The following is a 17,737-nucleotide window of genomic DNA, read 5'->3' as shown; positions in this document are numbered from 1 at the left end:
CTTGCACGATGGCTCGCGTCACGACCTCCGCTCGGCGGCCCTATGCCCCGCGCGTTCCGGCCGAGCAGCGCCGGGAACAACTGCTCGATGCCGCCCTCGATCTGATCAATGCGGGTGGGGTCGCCGCGGTCTCGGTGGACTCGGTCGCCAAGGCGGTCGGTGTCACCCGTCCCGTCGTCTATGGCCAGTTCGACGACGCCGACCACATCCTTCGTGCCCTGCTCGAACGTGAGGGGGAGCGGGCGCTGGCACAGATCGTCGCCTCGCTGCCCGACGACCTCTCCGGCACCGATCCGGTGGAGACGTTCACGCTCGCTGCCCGCGGCTTCTTCGCCGCCGTGGTGGAATGCCCGAGTCGCTGGCAGTCGATTCTGCTTCCGGTCGACGGCGGAGCGCCCGAGCCGGTGCGCAGGTTCAAGGATCGGACCGAGGAACTCATCCTGGCCCGGTTCGCCGAGATCACCCGGTGGTATCTCGCCGGTCGCGAGGGTGCGGCCGAGGTGGATGTCGACTTGCTCGTGCGCTTCCTGCTCGGCGGGTTGCAGGAGGGCGGCAGGCAACTGCTCCGGGACCCCGACGTGAACACGCCCGAGCGGCTCACCGACTTCGCCCGGTTCCTGGTCGAGACGCTCTTGCTGCGATATCCGCTCGCCTGATGTGCGGGCGCCGAGCGTCGAGCAGACTGACGTCATGGCCACCTATGTGCTGATCCCCGGCGCCGGATCCGACTCGTCCTATTGGCAGTTCGTCACGCCGCTGCTCCGCGAGCGCGGGCACGACGTGGTGACGCCGGACCTGCCGTGCGAGGACGACTCAGCCGGGCTCGCGGAGTACACCGACGTGGTGGTCGACGCGATCGGCGACCGCACCGGAGTGATCCTGGTGGCGCAGTCGATGGCAGGGTTCACCGCGCCGCTGGTGTGCGAGCGGGTGCCGGTGGCGCTGATGGTGTTGGTCGCGGCGATGGTCCCGGCCCCGGGGGAGGCGCCGGGCGACTGGTGGGAGAACACGGGGCAGGAGGCCGCCCGCCGCGCGCAGGACGTGGCGGACGGCCGCGACCCCGACGCCGAGTTCGATCCGGTGACGATGTTCCTGCACGACGTGCCGCGGGAGCTGATCCAGGCGGTGATGGCGGGCGGGGTGCGGGAACAGTCCGAGACACCGTTCCGCAAGCCGTGGCCGCTGCCCGCGTGGCCGGACGTGCCGACGCGGTTCCTGCTGTGCCGGCAGGACCGCTTCTTCCCCGCGGAGTTCCAGCGTCGGGTGGTGCGCGAACGGCTGGGGATCACGCGCGACGAGATGGACAGCGGCCACCTGCCCGCGCTGGCGCACCCGGCGGAGCTGGTGGAGCGGCTCGAGCGGTACCGCTCGGGGATCGGACTGTGATCAGCGCCACCACAGCGGATCCATGTTTCTCAAACTTGAGCGGAACAGACTCAACCTTTCGGGCGTTGGTACGAGTGACAACGCCGAGTGGCCCTGCATAGGCTCGGCAATGACGTCCCCGTCGCTGCGCTCGCAGCCGACGACCTATGTCTTCCGAAGGGGTGACCAGTGGACTCGTTCTCTCCGACCACCAAGACTCAGGCGGCACTGACCGCCGCTCTGCAGTCTGCATCCGCCGCGGGCAACCCGGACATCCGGCCTGCGCACCTGTTGGCGGCGCTGCTCGACCAGACCGACGGCATCGCGGCCCCGCTGCTCAAGGCGGTGGGGGTGGATCCGACCGCCGTGCACCGCGAGGCCCAGGCGATCGTGGACCGGCTGCCGCAGACGACCGGCGCGACCACCACGCCGCAGCTCGGCCGCGAGGCGCTCGCCGCGCTCACCGCCGCGCAGCACCTGGCCACCGAGCTCGACGACGAGTACGTCTCCACCGAGCATGTCCTGGTCGGGCTGGCCTCCGGCGACTCCGACGTCGCGAAACTCCTTGTCGGCCATGGCGCCACCCCCCAGGCGCTGCGCGACGCCTTCACCGCGGTCCGCGGGAGCGCCCGGGTGACCAGCCCCGACCCGGAGGGCACCTATCAGGCGCTCGAGAAGTACAGCACCGACCTCACCGAGGCCGCCCGCAACGGCAAGCTCGATCCCGTCATCGGACGCGACACCGAGATCCGCCGTGTGGTCCAGGTTCTCAGCCGGCGTACCAAGAACAACCCGGTGCTGATCGGCGAGCCCGGCGTGGGCAAGACCGCCATCGTGGAGGGGCTCGCCCAGCGCATCGTCGCGGGCGATGTCCCGGAATCGTTGCGCGGTAAGACCGTCGTCTCGCTCGACCTCGGTTCGATGGTCGCGGGCGCGAAGTTCCGCGGCGAGTTCGAGGAGCGTCTCAAGGCTGTCCTCGACGACATCAAGAACTCGGCCGGTCAGGTGATCACCTTCATCGACGAGCTGCACACGATCGTCGGCGCGGGCGCGACCGGCGAGTCCGCGATGGACGCGGGCAATATGATCAAGCCGATGCTCGCCCGCGGCGAGCTGCGGATGGTCGGCGCCACCACCCTCGAGGAGTACCGCAAGTACATCGAGAAGGACGCCGCCCTGGAGCGCCGCTTTCAGCAGGTGCTCGTCGGGGAGCCGTCGGTGGAGGACACCGTCGGCATCCTGCGCGGCCTGAAGGAGCGCTACGAGGTGCACCACGGTGTGCGCATCACCGACTCGGCTCTCGTTGCGGCCGCGACACTCTCGGATCGCTATATCACCTCCCGGTTCCTGCCGGACAAGGCGATCGACCTGGTCGACGAGGCCGCGTCGCGGCTGCGCATGGAGATCGACTCGCGGCCGGTCGAGATCGACGAGGTCGAGCGCACAGTGCGGCGGCTCGAGATCGAGGAGATGGCGCTCGAGAAGGAGACCGACGAGGCGTCCAAGGCTCGGCTGGTCAAGCTGCGCCAGGAACTCGCCGACGACCGCGAGAAGCTGGGCCAGCTCAGCACCAGGTGGCAGAACGAGAAGCAGGCCATCGACTCGGTCCGCGAGATCAAGGAACAGCTCGAATCGCTTCGCGGCGAGTCGGATCGGGCCGAGCGGGACGGTGACCTGGGCAAGGCCGCCGAGCTGCGGTACGGCCGGATCCCCGAGCTCGAGCGAAAGCTCGATGCCGCGGTCGAGGCCTCCGGCAGCAACGGCAGTGACTCCGATGTAATGCTCAAGGAGGAGGTCGGGCCCGACGACGTCGCGGACGTGGTGTCCGCGTGGACCGGCATCCCGGCGGGCCGGATGATGGAGGGCGAGACCGCCAAGCTGCTCCGGATGGAGTCGGAGCTCGGCAAGCGGGTCGTCGGGCAGGACGAAGCGGTGATCGCGGTGTCCGATGCCGTCCGTCGCGCCAGGGCCGGGGTCGCCGACCCGAACCGGCCGACCGGCTCGTTCCTGTTCCTGGGACCGACCGGCGTCGGCAAGACCGAGTTGGCAAAGGCGTTGGCGGACTTCCTGTTCGACGACGAACGCGCGATGGTCCGAATCGACATGAGCGAGTACAGCGAGAAGCACTCGGTGGCGAGGCTCGTCGGTGCGCCCCCGGGATACGTCGGCTACGACCAGGGCGGTCAGCTCACCGAGGCGGTCCGCAGGCGCCCGTACACGGTGGTGCTGTTCGACGAGGTCGAGAAGGCCCACCCGGATGTGTTCGACATCCTGCTGGCGGTGCTGGACGAGGGACGTCTGACGGACGGTCAGGGCAGGACGGTCGATTTCCGCAACACCATCTTGATCCTCACGTCGAACCTGGGTGCCGGTGGCACCCGGGAGCAGGTGATGGACGCGGTGCGGCACGCGTTCAAGCCGGAGTTCATCAACCGGCTCGACGACGTGGTGATCTTCGATCCGCTCTCGGAGAAGCAGTTGGAGTCGATCGTCGACATCCAGCTCGGGCAGTTGGCGAAGCGGCTCGCGGCCCGCAGGCTGAGCCTCGAGGTGTCGGGGCCGGCGAAGCAGTGGCTGGCGCATCGCGGGTACGACCCGCTGTACGGGGCGCGCCCGCTGCGCAGGCTGATCCAGCAGGCTATCGGTGATCAGCTCGCGAAGCTATTGCTGGCCGGGGAGATTCACGATGGTGACACCGTGCCCGTGAACGTCTCGGTCGACGGAGATTCGCTGGTGCTGGGGTAGGTGCGTGAGAGACGACTGTGCGCGAGGTTCGTGGAGAACCTCGCGCACAGTCGCGTTGTTGCCGCGTCGCGGGTGCCGCGATTCGTGGGCCGGGGGGCAGGCCACGAGCCGAGGCGCCGACGAGTACGGCGCCACCCGGGCCCGGTCGCGTGAGGGGCGCGGCCGGGAGGCCGGGTGCGTTCTGGGGTGGGGATCAGCCGATGCTGAAGGGCTGTCCCCACAGGGTGACGTTGCTGGTCACGGTGGCGGTGCTGACGGTGACCTTGACGTAGGAGCGGGCCTGGGCGTAGCCGGCGCAGCCGCTCACGCCGAGGGTGGAGTCGGCCCAGGTGACGCTGCCGTTGCCCTTGTACGGGTTGGCCGCCCGGTGCTGCTCTGCACCGAAGTCGTCGGCCTTCTCGAGGTCGAGGATCTTGTAGTCCACGGCCTGGCCGGGGCCGATGGACATGTTGCCCGCGCTCTTGGCGGTCTGCTTGACGCCCTCGCCCTCCCAGTTGGAGGACATTCCGGTGTCGGCGCCGCCCTTGCCGCCGAGGGTGAGCTGGCAGGCGACGATGTAGCCGGGCTGGATGGTGCCGCTCGCGCCCCCGGAGGTCTCGACCTTCGCGGAGCCGGAGACCCACACGTTGCGGTGCAGCGGGGTCGCGCCCATGGAGCCGGAGATGTTCGCGGATTCGCCGGTCATGGTGACGGTGACGACGGTGCCGTCGGCGAGGGTCTTGGTGATGGTGCCGCCGGGCAGCGGGACGAAGGTGTCGGCGTTCGCGGCGCCGGCGGAGAAGAAGCCGAGGGCGATGGCGGCGGCGCTGCCGGCGGCGGCGGTCTTGAGGCCGCGACGCAGGCCGATCGTGGAGACGTTCATGAATTCCCCTCTGAGGGTCAAGGTTTCAAGTCAGGTGTGGACTGCGCGATCGGTACCCGCATGGGGGTGCGGATCGCGCATGTGCGGCGCAGCCGCTCTTATCCGATGCTGAACGGCTGGCCGTACAGGGTGGTCTTCGAGTAGTCGTTGCCGACGATCTCGACCACCGTGTACGAACGGGCCTGGGCGAAGCCGCCGCAGCTCTGGATCTCGAGCTGGGTGTCCTGGTACTGCACCGAGTACTTGCCGTTCTTCTTGATGTCCTTGCCCGCGACGTTCACGAACTTGACCTGGCCGGCCGAGACCGGAACGGTCAGCGAGCCGGAGATCGAGGGGCCCGAGAGGTCGATGCCGGCACCGATGGAGCCGCCCAGACCGGTGATGTCGACCTGGCAGCCGACGATGTAGCCGGTGCTGATCCGCGAGACCCCGTGCGTGGACGAGTTGTTGGTGCCCTTGTCGTTGGTGGCACCGTTGAACGGCCCCACCTCGCCTTCCTTGGTGATGCCCTTGACGTCGGCGGTGACGGTGCCCGAGACCCACGCGGTGCGGCCGGCGCCGTTGGCGGCCAGCGACGGGGAGATCAGGGCGCTCTCACCGGTTCGCGAGATCACCGCTCCCGGCCCGGCCTTCTGCCCGTCGGGCAGCGGCACGAAGGTGTCGGCATGCGCCACACCGGTCGACATCAGGCCGATCGCCAGTGCCGCGGCTGCGCCGACGCTTGCACTGAAACACGTTGCGCGGGCGCTGTGGGTGCCACGGCGCAGGCCTGACTTGCGGATCTCGCTCATTCGTTCCCCTAGAGAGGTGGTCATTGGTGATCGGAAGCAGTGCATCGCGCGGAGGCCGGTCAGATCGTGAGCTTGGCTTCCGAATGGTGCACCAGAAACTATCCGCATCATTCGATTGAATGCAATGGACCACACCACTACGGAAATGAGACTCATCTCACACCGTGGGTTTCCCGTGGGGCGGGACCGGCGGGAGGGGGCTTCTCCGCGGATTGCGTCCCCGAGCCTGCGTGCAGTCAGTAAGATTCGGCGGCCCGGGGTGTACACGGGAGGGTCGGGCATGCAGGGGGCGGAGCGGTGTTGGTGGACAGGGCTGAGCGACCGCAGAAGACGGCGATGATCATCGCCCGGCGGATCATTGCGGACATCGAGCGGGAGGGGCTCCGGCCCGGTGACCGGCTGCCGCCGGAGCGGGTGATGCTCGAGCAATACCAGGTCGGCAGGGGCACGCTGCGCGAATCGCTCCGCTACCTCGAGTTGTCCGGTGCGCTCTCGATCAAGCCCGGACCCGGCGGCGGGCCGACCGTGCAGAAACCCGACGGCTCCCACCTGATGACGGGACTCGGCCTGTTGCTGCAGTTCGAGGAGTCCCCGTTCGGCACGATCGTCGAGGCGCGCGTCGGCCTCGAACCGCTCATGGCGCGGATGGCTGCCGAGCGCCGAACCGAGGAACATCGCCTCGGCCTGGCCGAGGCGGTGCGCGCCATGGAGGAGCGCCTCGACGATCTCGAGGTGTTCCTGGCGGCGAACCGGCGGTTCCACAACACCATTGCGTGGGCGTCGGGCAATGCACTGTTCGGCCATCTCGTCGACGCGATGGACGGAGTCTTCGTCGGGGCCGGGCTCGGGGTCGCGTACCCACAGCGGATACGGGCCAAGGTGGTCGAGGACGACCTCGCGATCTACACCGCGATCGCGGACGGTGACCCTGACGCGGCCGAGGGTGCGATGCGCGCGCACGTATCGCAGTGGACGTCGTACCTGCGGGAGAAGTTCCCCGACGAGCTGTCGCGGCCCATCGCCTGGAATGTGATGCGGTAGCCACCGTCTCTTCAGCGCGGTCTCAGGTTCCGCCTCTATCCTGGCGGGTCGGACTGAATTGACCAGTGGCGGGATACCGATCACCCGCGCAGAGAGCAGGCCCGAGACATGAGCAACACGGACGATCCGCGCGCGGCCCAGGAGCACCTTCCCGACGGCACCGAGCCGTTCGACGCCGGCCCGGACCCCACCGCCGAGTGGAAGCCGACTGCCCAGGACGCCTCGACGGACCAGCCGACCGAGGTCTGGGCCCGCGGCGCCGATCAGGCGACGCAGCAGTTCGACCGGCCGGTCGAACCGTCGACGCCGCACTACACCACCGATCCGCACCAGGCTTATGGCCAGGTCCCGCCGAACGCGACGCAGGCGTATCCGACGTATCAGGGGTACGACCCGAACCAGCCGCCGAGCGCGACGCAGGCGTATCCGACGTATCAGGGGTACGACCCGAACCAGCCGCCGAGCGCGACGCAGGCGTATCCGACGTATCAGGGGTACGACCCGAACCAGCCGCCGAACGCGACGCAGGCGTACCCGACATACCAGGGGTACGGCGCCGATCAGCCGCCTGTGCAACCGCCGACCGGTGCGTCCCCGTACCTCGACGGCGAGCAGAAGAAGGGCCCCGGCAAGGGCGTTCTCGCGGTCGCGCTGGTCGTGGCGGGACTGCTCCTCGCGGCTGTCGTCGGCCTCGGTGTCATGCTGATCGGCGGTGGCCCCGACTCCCCGAGCAGCGCCTCCGGTCCGGTGACCAGCACCCCCACCCTGCCCCGGCCCAGCACCGCGCCGCGTACCACCGAACCGCCGGCCACCACAGGCCCGGACCTGTCGCAGATCCCGGGTGGTGTCGGGGAGGCGATCGGCGCGGCGGGTGCGGCCGTCGGGACGATCACCTCCAACGACGGGTCGACCCTGATCCTCGACGGAATCGGCGGTTCCGCGGTCACCGTCGTCACCGACGCGTCCACCCGGGTCATCTCGCTGGGCGGCGCCAAGGTGAGCGACCTCAAGGCCGGTGACACCGTCGTGGTCCAGGGCGAGAAGGGTGACGACGGGTCGGTCCTGGCCAGGGTGATCGTGAGCACCACGATCCCGGACCTCGGCAACTTCGGAAACTGACGGCCGATCCGGAAATGAATTGGTCCCCGTGCGAGCCGAGTGCCGCGCGGGGACCGTTCAGTCGATATTGTGGCTGGCGATGACGCTTATCTGGTTCGGACTCTCAGCGATCGCGCTCGTGGGCGCGATCGTGCTCCTGTCCATCGATCGCAGCAGGCGCGACCAGTTCGGTCGCGTCCGGCAGATCTGGGCGAAGGCGCAGGGCTACACCTACAACGAGTCGGATGAGCGACTGCCCTCGCAGTGGCACCGGGCCGCGCTCGCCAAGCAGGAGTATCTCGGCGCGGTCGACGTGGTGCACGGCATCCGGCGCGGCGAGAACTTCGTGCTGTTCGACCTGGAGGAGACGACGACGATCGTCGCGGTCCAGCGCACGGTCGGGTCGGACGTGGACATCGACCTCCGGCTCCGGTCGACACCGCCGCCGAAGGACGCGGACATGAACCTGCTCGGCTCGATCGGGCCGCGGGTGGTGTTCGCCACCGATCTGGAGATCGCGCGTCGCGTGTGCGATCAGCGCATGGTGCACTTCACGGAGTCCGTTCCCCCGCATGTCCAGATGCTGTGGAGCGAGGGGGAGTGGACTCTCGGCTCGATCCCGGTCACCAGCAACGGTCGTGAGTGGGATGCCGCGATCGACGCGGTGGCCCGCCTCTCCGGCATCCTGCACGTGCTCCCCCCGGTCGCCGATGCCGCGCCCGACATGCCGCCGCTTGCCGCGCCCGCCGCCCGCGAGAGGCCGGACTGGGAGCGGTCGCCGTACTCGACGCAGGATTCCGACGAACCCTCGGCGCCGAACGTTGTTCCGCTGGCGCGCACCGTAAATCACGATCCCGGCCGGCCGTACCCGCACGAGGGCGGCGCCGAGCGGGACCCGCGCGGCTGAATCGGCCCCGGCGCGCGGACCCAGGGTGGACCCGGTGTGCGAGCGCCCCAGCGTGTGAGTAGATTGCACGCCTGTGACTCTTGTGACGGTTGTGGCGGTCGTTGCTGTTGTTCTTCTCCTGGTGTGGGCGGTGTCCGTGTCTCGACGTCTGCGTCGATTCGAGGGAAACCTCACCGCGAGCCGGGCACTACTGGATGTGGAACTCAAACGGCGGTGCGATCAGGCGCCGGAGCTGATCGCGGCGGCCAGGGCCGCCGCGATGCCGTCCGAGATCCTGGCCCCGTTGGTCGGCGCTCGATCGCTGGCCGTCGCGTTGCGCGAGCAGGGCATGAGCCTCGGCGAGCAGGCCGGCTCCGAGAACGCGCTGTCGGTCGCGCTGCACCGGCTGATGTTCGAGGTGGAATGCAACCCGAATGTCAAGCACGACTGGGCTATTCAGCGACCCGCGCTCGAGCTCAAGGTGACCGAACAGCGGATCATCGGCGCGGCCCGGGTATACAACGACAGCGCGGCCGCGGTGAACCGGCTGGTGCGCGCGATCCCCGCCGGGCTCATTGCGCGGATGATGGGAGGGCGCGAGGTGCCGCTGTTCGAGGCGACGGTGGTCGAGTTGCCGGTGGGCTCCGACGAGGCCGAGATGACCGAGGTGCCTGCCCGGCACGAGGTCGTCCCGCAGGCGCCATTCCATGACGACACGGTCGCCCTGGCAGACCGGGACGCGGGCGTTCCCGGCGCCCTCCTCTAGCGGACTACGCTAGGGCGTCGAACCTGGACGCGAAGAGGAGCGGTCGATGACGGAGAAGGCGGAGCTCGCAGGGCTCGTACGCGAGTTGGCTGTGGTCCACGGCAAGGTGACCTTGTCCTCGGGCAAGGAGGCCGACTACTACGTGGACCTGCGCCGCGCGACGCTGCACCATCGCGCCGCGCCGCTGATCGGCAAGCTGCTGCGTGAGCTCGTCGCGGACTGGGACTTCGATTCCGTCGGCGGCCTGACGATGGGTGCGGATCCGGTGGCCATGGCGATCATGCATGCCGAGGGCCGGCCGATCGACGCCTTCGTGGTGCGCAAGGCGGCCAAGGCGCACGGCATGCAGCGCCAGATCGAGGGCCCCGACGTGGTGGGCAAGCGGGTGCTGGTCGTCGAGGACACCACCACCACCGGTAACTCACCGCTGACGGCGGTGCGCGCGCTGCGCGAGGCAGGCGCGATCGTCGTCGGCGTCGCGACCGTGGTGGACCGCGCGACCGGAGCCGACGAGATCATCGCCGCGGAGGGCGTGGAGTACCGATCGCTGCTCGGGCTCGAGGACCTCGGCCTCTAGGGCACGCCCTCACGAGGCCTGGCGCAGCACCATGCCGCCCATCGTCACGACGTATTCGTCCGCGGCGTCGTCGAAGGTGATGGCGAAGGTCGTGGGGTGGTACCCGCTGCGCTGGTAGGCCTGTGGCTGCGCGATGGTCCGCACCGTGTTCGGTTTGGTAAGCAGCCACTCGCGGGTCGCCATCGGTTCCATGAATGTGTAGCCGCCGTCCCAGGTCCCGTTGAGGAACGCCTGCGTGAACTGAAAGGGGCCGGGGATCACCCCGTCGGTGACGTCGATCCAGTGCACGCCCATGTTCGGGGAGGCCTGCGGAACGAGCTTCGGCCCGAGCAGCGGAATGTAGTGCGGCGGTAGATGCCTCGGGTCCGGCAGGCGCGCACCCTTTGCCTCGAAATCCGGACTCGCCGGGTCGATCTCGGCAACCGCGGCCTTGTCGGCCATGTAGAAGTGCATGTCGAAGTGCGGTTTGTCGAACATCCCCGTGGGTCCGTGCCCGTGATCGTTCCAGTCGAGGGTGGCGTGGTCGAAGACCGTCGCCGAGGCCTGCTCGGGGAGATCGAGTTCGAAGGTCGCCGCACCGTCGTGGGTCGAGGGCAGGTCGTACATCGCACCCTCGGACAGGCGCATCCCCACCTCGGTGGGGGTCCCCGTGGAGTCGAGGGTCACGAAGCTGCGGGCGGTCCCGTCGCCGACCTGCTGTGTCGGGCCGTAGAACACGCCGACGTCCGCTGCGGGGGCGACGTGGTCGACCGGTGTGCGGGTGCCGCCCGCCATCGTCAGGGTCGCGCACGCGACGATCAGGCCGGCGCGCAGAACCGGGCGGTGTGGACGCATCGTGCACCTCGGCTTCCGTGGTGATTCGCGTATCCGTCGATGCTAGTGCCGTCGTCCCTCGGACACCGGAGCTTTCCGGCGCGTCCCGCCAACTGTGTGCGTGAACCTGGTGGCCGGTCATGCCCGTGCGACGGGTGGGGCACAATCTGTTCGGCGGTCAACACGGGGTGAGGGGCGGAGCGAGATCCGATGACGATCCGGAAGACGACGACGGTGCTCGCCGATGGCCGCGAGCTGATCTACTTCGACGACTCCGAGCCGTTCCTGAGCGGCGCGGCAACCCGGCAGCTGTGCGACACCAGGGACCTGCCGCGGACCCGGGTGGAGTCGACCATGCGGTACGACGTGCTCTCCGGCGAGTGGGTCACGATGGCCTCCCATCGGATGGACCGCACGTTCCTGCCCGCGGCCGACGCATGCCCGCTGTGTCCGACCGGTCCCGGCCGGGAGCCGACGGAGATTCCCGCCGAGGACTACGACGTCGCCGTCTTCGAGAACAGGTTTCCCTCCCTGGCCACGAGCGCGGTCGCGCCGCCGACCGAGAACGTGGACGACGAGCCCCTCTGGCCGCAACGGGCCGCGGCCGGGCGCTGCGAGGTCGTCTGCTTCACCAGCGACCACGGGCGCAGCTTCGCGGAGCTGCCGGTCCGCCGGGTCCGCACGGTGCTCGGTGCCCTGGCCGACCGGACCCGCGCACTGTCCGCGCTGCCGGGTATCGAGCAGGTCTACTGCTTCGAGAACCGGGGCGAGGAGATCGGTGTGACGTTGGCGCACCCCCACGGCCAGATCTACGCGTACCCGACGCTGCCCGCGAACACCGGTGCGCTGCTGCGACAGTCCGAGCAGCACCTGCGGCGGACGGGGCGCTCGCTGCTGCGCGACGTGCTCGAGGCCGAGCGGCGGGTGGGCAGCCGGATCGTGCTCGAGGCCGAGCACTGGACGGCCTACGTCCCCGCGGCCGCGCGGTGGCCGGTGGAGCTGCACCTGGCGCCGCACCGGGACGTCCCGGACCTCGCCGCGCTGGACGAGGCCGAGCTGGACGAGTTGGCCCACGTCTACCTCGACATCCTCGGTCGGCTCGACAGATTCTTCGAAGGGGTGGAACGGCTTCCGTACATCGCGGGCTGGCATCAGGCGCCGACGGGAGAACGACGCGAGCTGGGACGGCTGCACCTGCAGCTGTTCTCGCTGATGCGGTCCCCGCACCGGATGAAGTTCCTCGCCGGGTCCGAGTCCGGGATGGGGGCCTGGATCAGCGACACCACGCCGGAGCGGATCGCGGCGCGCTTCCGTGACATTGCGCCGGAGCCGACGAGCGAGATCGCGCCGTGAGCGAATGGGTGGAGCCCGTAACGGATTCGGCCCTGGCCTCCGCCGCCGTCGATCGGTTCCGGAGCGAGTTCGGCGCGGAGCCGGCGGGCGTGTGGGCAGCGCCGGGGCGGGTCAATCTCATCGGCGAGCACGTCGACTATGCTCAGGGCCTGTCGCTGCCGATCGCGTTGCCGCACAGCACCGTCGTCGCGGTGGGGCGCCGTAGCGACGGGATCCTCCGATGCCGCTCCGGCCTGGGCGCCTGGACCGGTCGGGTCGACGAGATCACTCCGGGCAACCCGACCGGTTGGGCGGCGTACCTCGCGGGTGTGGTGTGGGCACAGCGTCGAGAAGGGCTGCTGGACAGCGGTTTCGGTGGCGGAGACGTCGTGGTCGAGTCATCGGTGCCGATCGGCGCGGGTCTGTCCAGCTCGGCCGCGCTCGAATGCGCGCTGGCGCTCGCGCTGGCGGACCTGACCGGGGCGCCGACTGACGACGCCGGCCGCGCCGCGCTCGCCCGCAGCTGCGTCCGCGCGGAGAACGAGATCGCGCTGGCCCCCACCGGCGGCATGGACCAGGCCGTCTCGTTGCGCGCCGAGGCCGGTCACGCCCTGCTCGTCGATTCGAGGGACGGTGCGGTCGCGCCGGTGCGATTCGACCTGGCGGGGGAGGGGCTGGCGCTGCTGGTGATCGACACCCGCGCCCCGCACCAGTTGGTCGACGGCCAGTACGCGCAGCGACGGGTGTCGGTGGAGGAGGCGGCCGCCACCCTGGGCGCGTCGCTGCGTGAGGTCGACGATGTGTCCGCGCTGGCCGATCCGGTGTTGCGGCGCCGCGCTCGGCACGTCGTCTCGGAGATCGGCCGGGTGCGGGAGGTGTTGTCGCTCATGGACTCCGGCCGCCACCGCGAGATCGGTCCGCTGCTGACCGCCTCGCATGTGTCGCTGCGCGACGACTACGAGGTGTCCTGCCCGGAGCTGGACTGCGCGGTGGACGCGGCGCTCGCGGCCGGGGCGTACGGCGCGCGGATGACCGGCGGCGGGTTCGGTGGATCGGCCATCGCGCTCATCGACGCCGGTGCGGCGGAGCAGGTGGCGGCCGAGGTGCTCGGTGCCGCGCGGTCCCGCGGGCTCACCGAACCGCGCTTCCTGACCCTGAACGCCTGTGCCGGTCCGGCCCGTCGCGTCCCCTCACACGCTGAACGGGGGCCGGCGGCCGGTTTCGCGTGAAACCTGGCCGCCGAACCCCCGTTCAGCGAGTGTTCAGCGAGCGACGCGGATCAGGGGATGATCGCGTAGCCCATAACCCCCATCGACACCTGCGGCCGGAGCTCGTTGTAGTAAGGGTTGACGTAGAGGGCCTGGACGCTGATCGCGGCAACACCGGGTCCCGGGTTGATCTCCGTCCGGACCGTCTCACCGGGGCGTTCGCCGAAGTTGAGCTCGACGGTCTTGACCTGGTTCGCGAACACGCCGAGGTTCCACACGATATCGGCCTTGATGCGGCAGACCGGATTGGCCGCCCACTCCGGGCCGACCCCGTGCATGCCGCGCGAGGTGAACGCCACCGTGGCGAGTCCCGGGCGGGCCGGATCGGTCTCGACGAAGGTGTCGATGACCCCGTTGCAGAAGGCGTTCTGCCCGAGCACCGGCATAACCGGTCCGTTGAAGCCCAGGTGCAGAATGGGCGCCGGTGCGGGCGCGGCTGATGCCGGACCGGCCAGGCCGACCAGGGCGGCCGCGGCGACGGTGCCTGCACCGATCGCGCGCACGGCAAAGCTACGAATACTCATGTGAATCCCCCGTTTGGTGATGTGTGTAGTCCCCCGGCAGCGACGCGGGCACCGAAGTGCCACGGAGCGGCCGCCGACCATGCTGTCACACGTGACCGCCCCGAAACCAACTAGGCGGTCTGTGGGCGGTCCGAGCAGCGATGCTGTTCAGAGATCCTTGTCGGTGACGACGCCACTCTGCATCGCGCGTTTCGCGAGCTGGGCGCGCTTCTGGTTCTGTGGCAGATCCTCCACGCCGAACTTCGCGAACAGCGTCCGCAGGTGGGTTTTCACCGTTTCGACGCTGACGAACAGGCGTTCGGCGATCTGCTGGTTGGAGGCCGGGTTCGCGAACGCGGCCTTGTGCTTGTACGGGCGGCAGAGTTCGACGACGATCGCCTGCTGTGCGGGCGTCAGGGCGGCGCGGGTCGGCATGGCGTCGGCGATCCCCGTCAGGTCGCCGCTGGGAGGCGTGTAGTGGAACGTCAGCACCGAGGACCCGATCCGGATGCTGTCGCCCGATTGCAGGCGCCTGCGCCCGCTCAGCCGCTCGCCGTTGACGAAGGTGCCGTTGCGGGAGAGCCCGTCGTCGATGATGGTCCAGTGGGTGCCCATCCACTCGATCGCGGCGTGCAGACGGGACACGTTGTGGTCGGACGCCAGGGCGATATCGGCCTGCCGCGACCGTCCCACGGTGATCCGTGGCGAGTCCTCGACCAGCGCGAGTTCGCGTTGATTCCCGTCATCGTCGGTGTAGCTCAGACGGGGCCCATCCAGTTGGGTCACGGCCACCCCAATGCGCGCCTTGGTGGGTACTGACGAAATTTGCCCTTGGCTTGATCAGTCTAGTTCCGATCCGGCGCCGATGGGCCGAAGGGGTGAAGCCATTCCACCCCAGGGTGGCTGGTTTCTGGCGTTCTACCAGCAAGAATGGTGGAGAGCCCAGTGGGATCTATTGTCCCGCCCTCCCAGTGAGGGGAGACTGGATGAGTCGAGCGTGGAGCTGAGGAAGTGGTCCGGATGCCCCGACCAACACGCAAACGTCGGGCAATACGCGCTGTCCTGAGCCTGTCGATCGCGGTCGGATGGGTCGGGCTGGTCGGCCCGACGGTGCCGACCACATCCGCACAGGCCGCGGGGCAGGTAGTTGCCGCCGCTCCGGGGTTCGCGCAAGTGCAGTTCCCGATCGCGCCGGGGCCGATCCCGCAGCCGCCGATCCAGCCGCCGCCGTATGTTCCGCCGGTCGAGCCGCCGCCGTATGTGCCGCCGTACGAGGCGCCGCCGGATGTTCCGCCGGTCGAGGTGCCGCCGTACGAGGCGCCGCCGGATGTTCCGCCGGTCGAGGTGCCGCCGTACGAGGCGCCGCCGGATGTTCCGCCGGTCGAGGTGCCGCCGTACGAGGCGCCGCCGGATGTTCCGCCGGATGTTCCGCCGGATGTTCCGCCGGTTGAGGTCCCGCCGTACGAGGCGCCGCCGGATGTTCCGCCGGTTGAGGTCCCGCCGTACGAGGCGCCGCCGGATGTTCCGCCGGTTGAGGTCCCGCCGGTCGAGGTGCCGCGGGATGTTCCGCCGGTTGAGGTGCCGCGGGATGTTCCGCCGGTTGAGGTGCCGCGGGATGTTCCGCCGGTTGAGGTGCCGCGGGATGTTCCGCCGGTTGAGGTCCCGCCGGTCGAGGTGCCGCGAGATGTTCCGCCGGTTGAGGTGCCACCGGTCGAGTCCGCGCCCGTATACACCCCGATAAAGCCGCCGCAGCAGCAGCAGCAGACGAATACGAGTATCAAGAGTTTCCCGTCATCGACCGCGTGCCAGCACGCCGGGATCAAGCACTGCACTGACTTTGTGACGAAGGACGGCGGGCCGGCGAAGGTGGGTGGGTCGGCGAAGGACGAGTGGCCGGCGAAGGACGAGGCGACGGAGGGCTTATACGAGGTGACGAAGGGCATATACAAGGTGATCTCGATGCCCGAGCGCGCCAAGGGTGAGCGCTGTGATCTGCTGCCGCCGGTGGGCGCGACCACCGGGGCCGGCGTCCGGAGCGGACCCGAAGCGTTTCCGTGCTGGCCGAAGCCGATTCCGCTGCCGAAGCCGCCGGTGTGTACACCGGACGTAACGCAAACAATCGGGCCCCCCGAGGCTCCGGAGTGTCTGGATCCCACCCCACGGATTCCCCCCATAATCGACTTCCTGCCGATGGGGTGCCCGCTGGTCCCGTCGGAGTGCCCGCCCGGTCCGACGATCCCCCGCGAGGACACCGGTGGCCAACCGGATCCCAGTCTTCCTGACCTTCCCGGCCTTCCTGACCTTCCCGGTGTCCCGGGATTGCCGGCGCCCATCCCCGCGCAGCTCCCCACAACGCCCGGCGACCCGCAGCAACCGCAGATTCCGGGCGCCCCCGAACAGCCACCATCACCCGGCCTGCAGTTCAGTGTCCCCGTTGCCGCACCCGGTGAACCGGTGACCCTGATGGGGGCGGGATGCCCGCCCGGATCCGTGGTTCGGGTTTCCGTCGGAGGCGTTCCTGCCGGCGAGGCCGTGTCCGACCCTGCCGGGGAGTTCCGGGTGCCGCTGACGTCCGGCACCGAGGCCGGGCGCTACGAGGTCGCGGCCGACTGCGGACCGGTGCTGACCGCGCCGCCGCTCGAGGTGGTGCTCGTCAGCCAGGCGGGTGGGTCCACATCCAGTGCGGTCATCATCGTGTTCTTCCTGGCGTTGGGCCTGCTGATCTACCGGCGACGACTGCTTCCCGTATCCAACTGAAGTCTGAGGAGCACTGATGAAGACCTGGCTGATCGCGGTGCCGATTGCAATTCTCGGTATCGTCGGACTCTCGGTGACCTCCGCCGTCGCACAGACGGAATCGGTGGTGGGGGTGGCAGCGAGCGTGAACGGACAGGACGTCGCGTCCGTTGACCAGGACCACCCGGTCCGCCTCGATCCGGCGGGCGCGGCGGAGGTCGAGATCGTGCTGATCAACAACTCGGCGGAGGCCGTGAGCGTCAGCGGGGTCGACCTGTCAGGTCACGTGCTCGGGCTGAGCTTCTTCGACTATCACAGCTCGATGGGCGTCACCGCCCAGCCTGGGGAGACCCAGACGATCGCCTACTCGGTCGACCTGTCCGGTCTGGATGGCCAGGCCACCGGACTCATCAACGGCTCGCTGACCATGCTCGACGGCAGCGGCGAGGTGATCGTCGACATACCGATCGTCACCGATGTGCGCGGTTCGCTGATGTCCGTCTACGGACTGTTCGGGCTCGCCCTTGCTCTCCTCACCGTTCTCGCGCTGCTCGACACCGTGCTGGCCATCGCCCGAAACCGGATGCCGCACAACCGATGGCGGCGCGGTCTGCGGTTCCTGACTCCGGGGATTGGCATCGGACTGGTGCTCGTGTTCACCCTGTCCGCGTTGCGGGTCTGGGTGCCGACGACCGAGCGTTGGCTCGTCGTCGCGGCCGCCTTCGCGGTGGGGTTCTTCTTCCTCGGCTATCTCACGCCGACGCCTCTGGACGAGGACGAATTGGGGGAGGACGAATTGGGCGAGGACGAAGAGGACTACGAGGGCGAGTTGGACGCGGTGGAGTGGCGCGAGCCTACCGGTCCGGCCCACCCCACACCAGCATCCCGGCCCACGGTGCCCACACAATTGGCACAGGCCACGCTCCGCGACACGAACCGGAAGTGAGTCGCAGC

At 69.3% G+C, this 17,737-nt stretch carries 17 protein-coding genes; 12 read left to right on the top strand and 5 right to left on the bottom strand.

All coding sequences use genetic code 11. The features are described 5' to 3' along the window. Nucleotides 1-8 precede the first annotated feature (8 nt). From ACFQS9_RS00745 to clpB, 3 genes are all read left to right on the top strand, one after another. Nucleotides 9-656 (top strand): TetR/AcrR family transcriptional regulator, encoded by a 648-nt coding sequence (locus ACFQS9_RS00745; protein ID WP_378400542.1) that lies wholly within the window; start codon nucleotides 9-11, stop codon nucleotides 654-656. A 34-nt stretch (nucleotides 657-690) separates the two neighbouring features. Beyond that, entirely contained in the window at nucleotides 691-1,386 is a 696-nt protein-coding gene (locus ACFQS9_RS00740) for an alpha/beta hydrolase (RefSeq protein ID WP_378400540.1), read from the top strand. 168 nt (nucleotides 1,387-1,554) lie between these two features. Then, the gene (clpB, locus tag ACFQS9_RS00735; protein WP_378400538.1) at nucleotides 1,555-4,110 is read left to right on the top strand and encodes an ATP-dependent chaperone ClpB; all 2,556 of its coding nucleotides are present in this window, start codon (nucleotides 1,555-1,557) and stop codon (nucleotides 4,108-4,110) included. A 193-nt stretch (nucleotides 4,111-4,303) separates the two neighbouring features. On the opposite strand, the gene ACFQS9_RS00730 is transcribed toward clpB, so the two are convergent. Together ACFQS9_RS00730 and ACFQS9_RS00725 are read right to left on the bottom strand one after the other, a co-directional pair. Beyond that, nucleotides 4,304-4,972: an MspA family porin gene (locus ACFQS9_RS00730; RefSeq protein ID WP_378400536.1), complete on the bottom strand. Its 669-nt coding sequence runs from the start codon at nucleotides 4,970-4,972 to the stop codon at nucleotides 4,304-4,306. Between the two features lie 98 nt (nucleotides 4,973-5,070). Further along, nucleotides 5,071-5,763, bottom strand: a complete 693-nt coding sequence (locus ACFQS9_RS00725) for an MspA family porin (RefSeq protein WP_378400534.1) — start codon at nucleotides 5,761-5,763, stop codon at nucleotides 5,071-5,073. A 303-nt stretch (nucleotides 5,764-6,066) separates the two neighbouring features. Between ACFQS9_RS00725 and ACFQS9_RS00720 the strand changes: the two genes are divergently transcribed. The 5 genes from ACFQS9_RS00720 (at nucleotide 6,067) to pyrE (ending at nucleotide 10,131) form a co-directional block, all read left to right on the top strand. Further along, nucleotides 6,067-6,804: a FadR/GntR family transcriptional regulator gene (locus ACFQS9_RS00720; RefSeq protein WP_378400531.1), complete on the top strand. Its 738-nt coding sequence runs from the start codon at nucleotides 6,067-6,069 to the stop codon at nucleotides 6,802-6,804. Between the two features lie 108 nt (nucleotides 6,805-6,912). Continuing rightward, nucleotides 6,913-7,923 carry a DUF5666 domain-containing protein gene (locus tag ACFQS9_RS00715; RefSeq protein ID WP_378400529.1) on the top strand — a complete coding sequence of 337 codons (1,011 nt, stop codon included), beginning with the start codon at nucleotides 6,913-6,915 and terminating at the stop codon, nucleotides 7,921-7,923. A 79-nt stretch (nucleotides 7,924-8,002) separates the two neighbouring features. Continuing rightward, nucleotides 8,003-8,809, top strand: coding sequence for a type III secretion system chaperone family protein (locus ACFQS9_RS00710; RefSeq protein ID WP_378400527.1), 807 nt, complete (start codon nucleotides 8,003-8,005; stop codon nucleotides 8,807-8,809). 136 nt (nucleotides 8,810-8,945) lie between these two features. Continuing rightward, nucleotides 8,946-9,554, top strand: coding sequence for a LemA family protein (locus ACFQS9_RS00705; protein WP_378400525.1), 609 nt, complete (start codon nucleotides 8,946-8,948; stop codon nucleotides 9,552-9,554). Between the two features lie 46 nt (nucleotides 9,555-9,600). Next, entirely contained in the window at nucleotides 9,601-10,131 is a 531-nt protein-coding gene (gene pyrE / locus ACFQS9_RS00700; RefSeq protein ID WP_378400523.1) for an orotate phosphoribosyltransferase, read from the top strand. A gap of 9 nt (nucleotides 10,132-10,140) precedes the next feature. Here the strand turns inward: pyrE and ACFQS9_RS00695 are convergent, their stop codons facing one another. Further along, complete coding sequence (locus tag ACFQS9_RS00695; protein WP_378400521.1) at nucleotides 10,141-10,965, bottom strand: DUF5602 domain-containing protein; 825 nt, start codon at nucleotides 10,963-10,965, stop codon at nucleotides 10,141-10,143. Between the two features lie 189 nt (nucleotides 10,966-11,154). Here ACFQS9_RS00695 and galT point away from each other — a divergent pair, with 189 nt between their 5' ends. Then, nucleotides 11,155-12,297 (top strand): galactose-1-phosphate uridylyltransferase, encoded by a 1,143-nt coding sequence (galT, locus tag ACFQS9_RS00690; RefSeq protein WP_378400519.1) that lies wholly within the window; start codon nucleotides 11,155-11,157, stop codon nucleotides 12,295-12,297. Further along, a complete protein-coding gene (gene galK / locus ACFQS9_RS00685; protein WP_378400517.1) occupies nucleotides 12,294-13,505 on the top strand; it encodes a galactokinase in 1,212 nt (403 codons plus the stop codon). Before galT ends, galK begins: the two co-directional genes overlap by 4 nt. A gap of 50 nt (nucleotides 13,506-13,555) precedes the next feature. On the opposite strand, the gene ACFQS9_RS00680 is transcribed toward galK, so the two are convergent. Together ACFQS9_RS00680 and ACFQS9_RS00675 are read right to left on the bottom strand one after the other, a co-directional pair. Next, on the bottom strand, nucleotides 13,556-14,068 hold the full coding sequence (locus tag ACFQS9_RS00680) for a hypothetical protein (RefSeq protein WP_378400515.1): 513 nt from the start codon (nucleotides 14,066-14,068) through the stop codon (nucleotides 13,556-13,558). A 147-nt stretch (nucleotides 14,069-14,215) separates the two neighbouring features. Continuing rightward, nucleotides 14,216-14,833, bottom strand: a complete 618-nt coding sequence (locus ACFQS9_RS00675) for an FHA domain-containing protein (protein ID WP_378400513.1) — start codon at nucleotides 14,831-14,833, stop codon at nucleotides 14,216-14,218. Nucleotides 14,834-15,067: 234 nt separating this feature from the next. Here ACFQS9_RS00675 and ACFQS9_RS00670 point away from each other — a divergent pair, with 234 nt between their 5' ends. Next, entirely contained in the window at nucleotides 15,068-16,804 is a 1,737-nt protein-coding gene (locus ACFQS9_RS00670; protein WP_378400511.1) for a hypothetical protein, read from the top strand. Between the two features lie 16 nt (nucleotides 16,805-16,820). Further along, entirely contained in the window at nucleotides 16,821-17,729 is a 909-nt protein-coding gene (locus ACFQS9_RS00665) for a hypothetical protein (protein WP_378400509.1), read from the top strand. Nucleotides 17,730-17,737: the final 8 nt, after the last annotated feature.

Origin of the sequence: Rhodococcus daqingensis (assembly GCF_042665615.1) — a bacterium.
GTDB lineage: Bacteria > Actinomycetota > Actinomycetes > Mycobacteriales > Mycobacteriaceae > Rhodococcus_G > Rhodococcus_G daqingensis.
The sequence above is the reverse complement of the archived record's forward strand: the minus strand, read 5'-3'. Positions and strand labels throughout refer to the sequence as shown.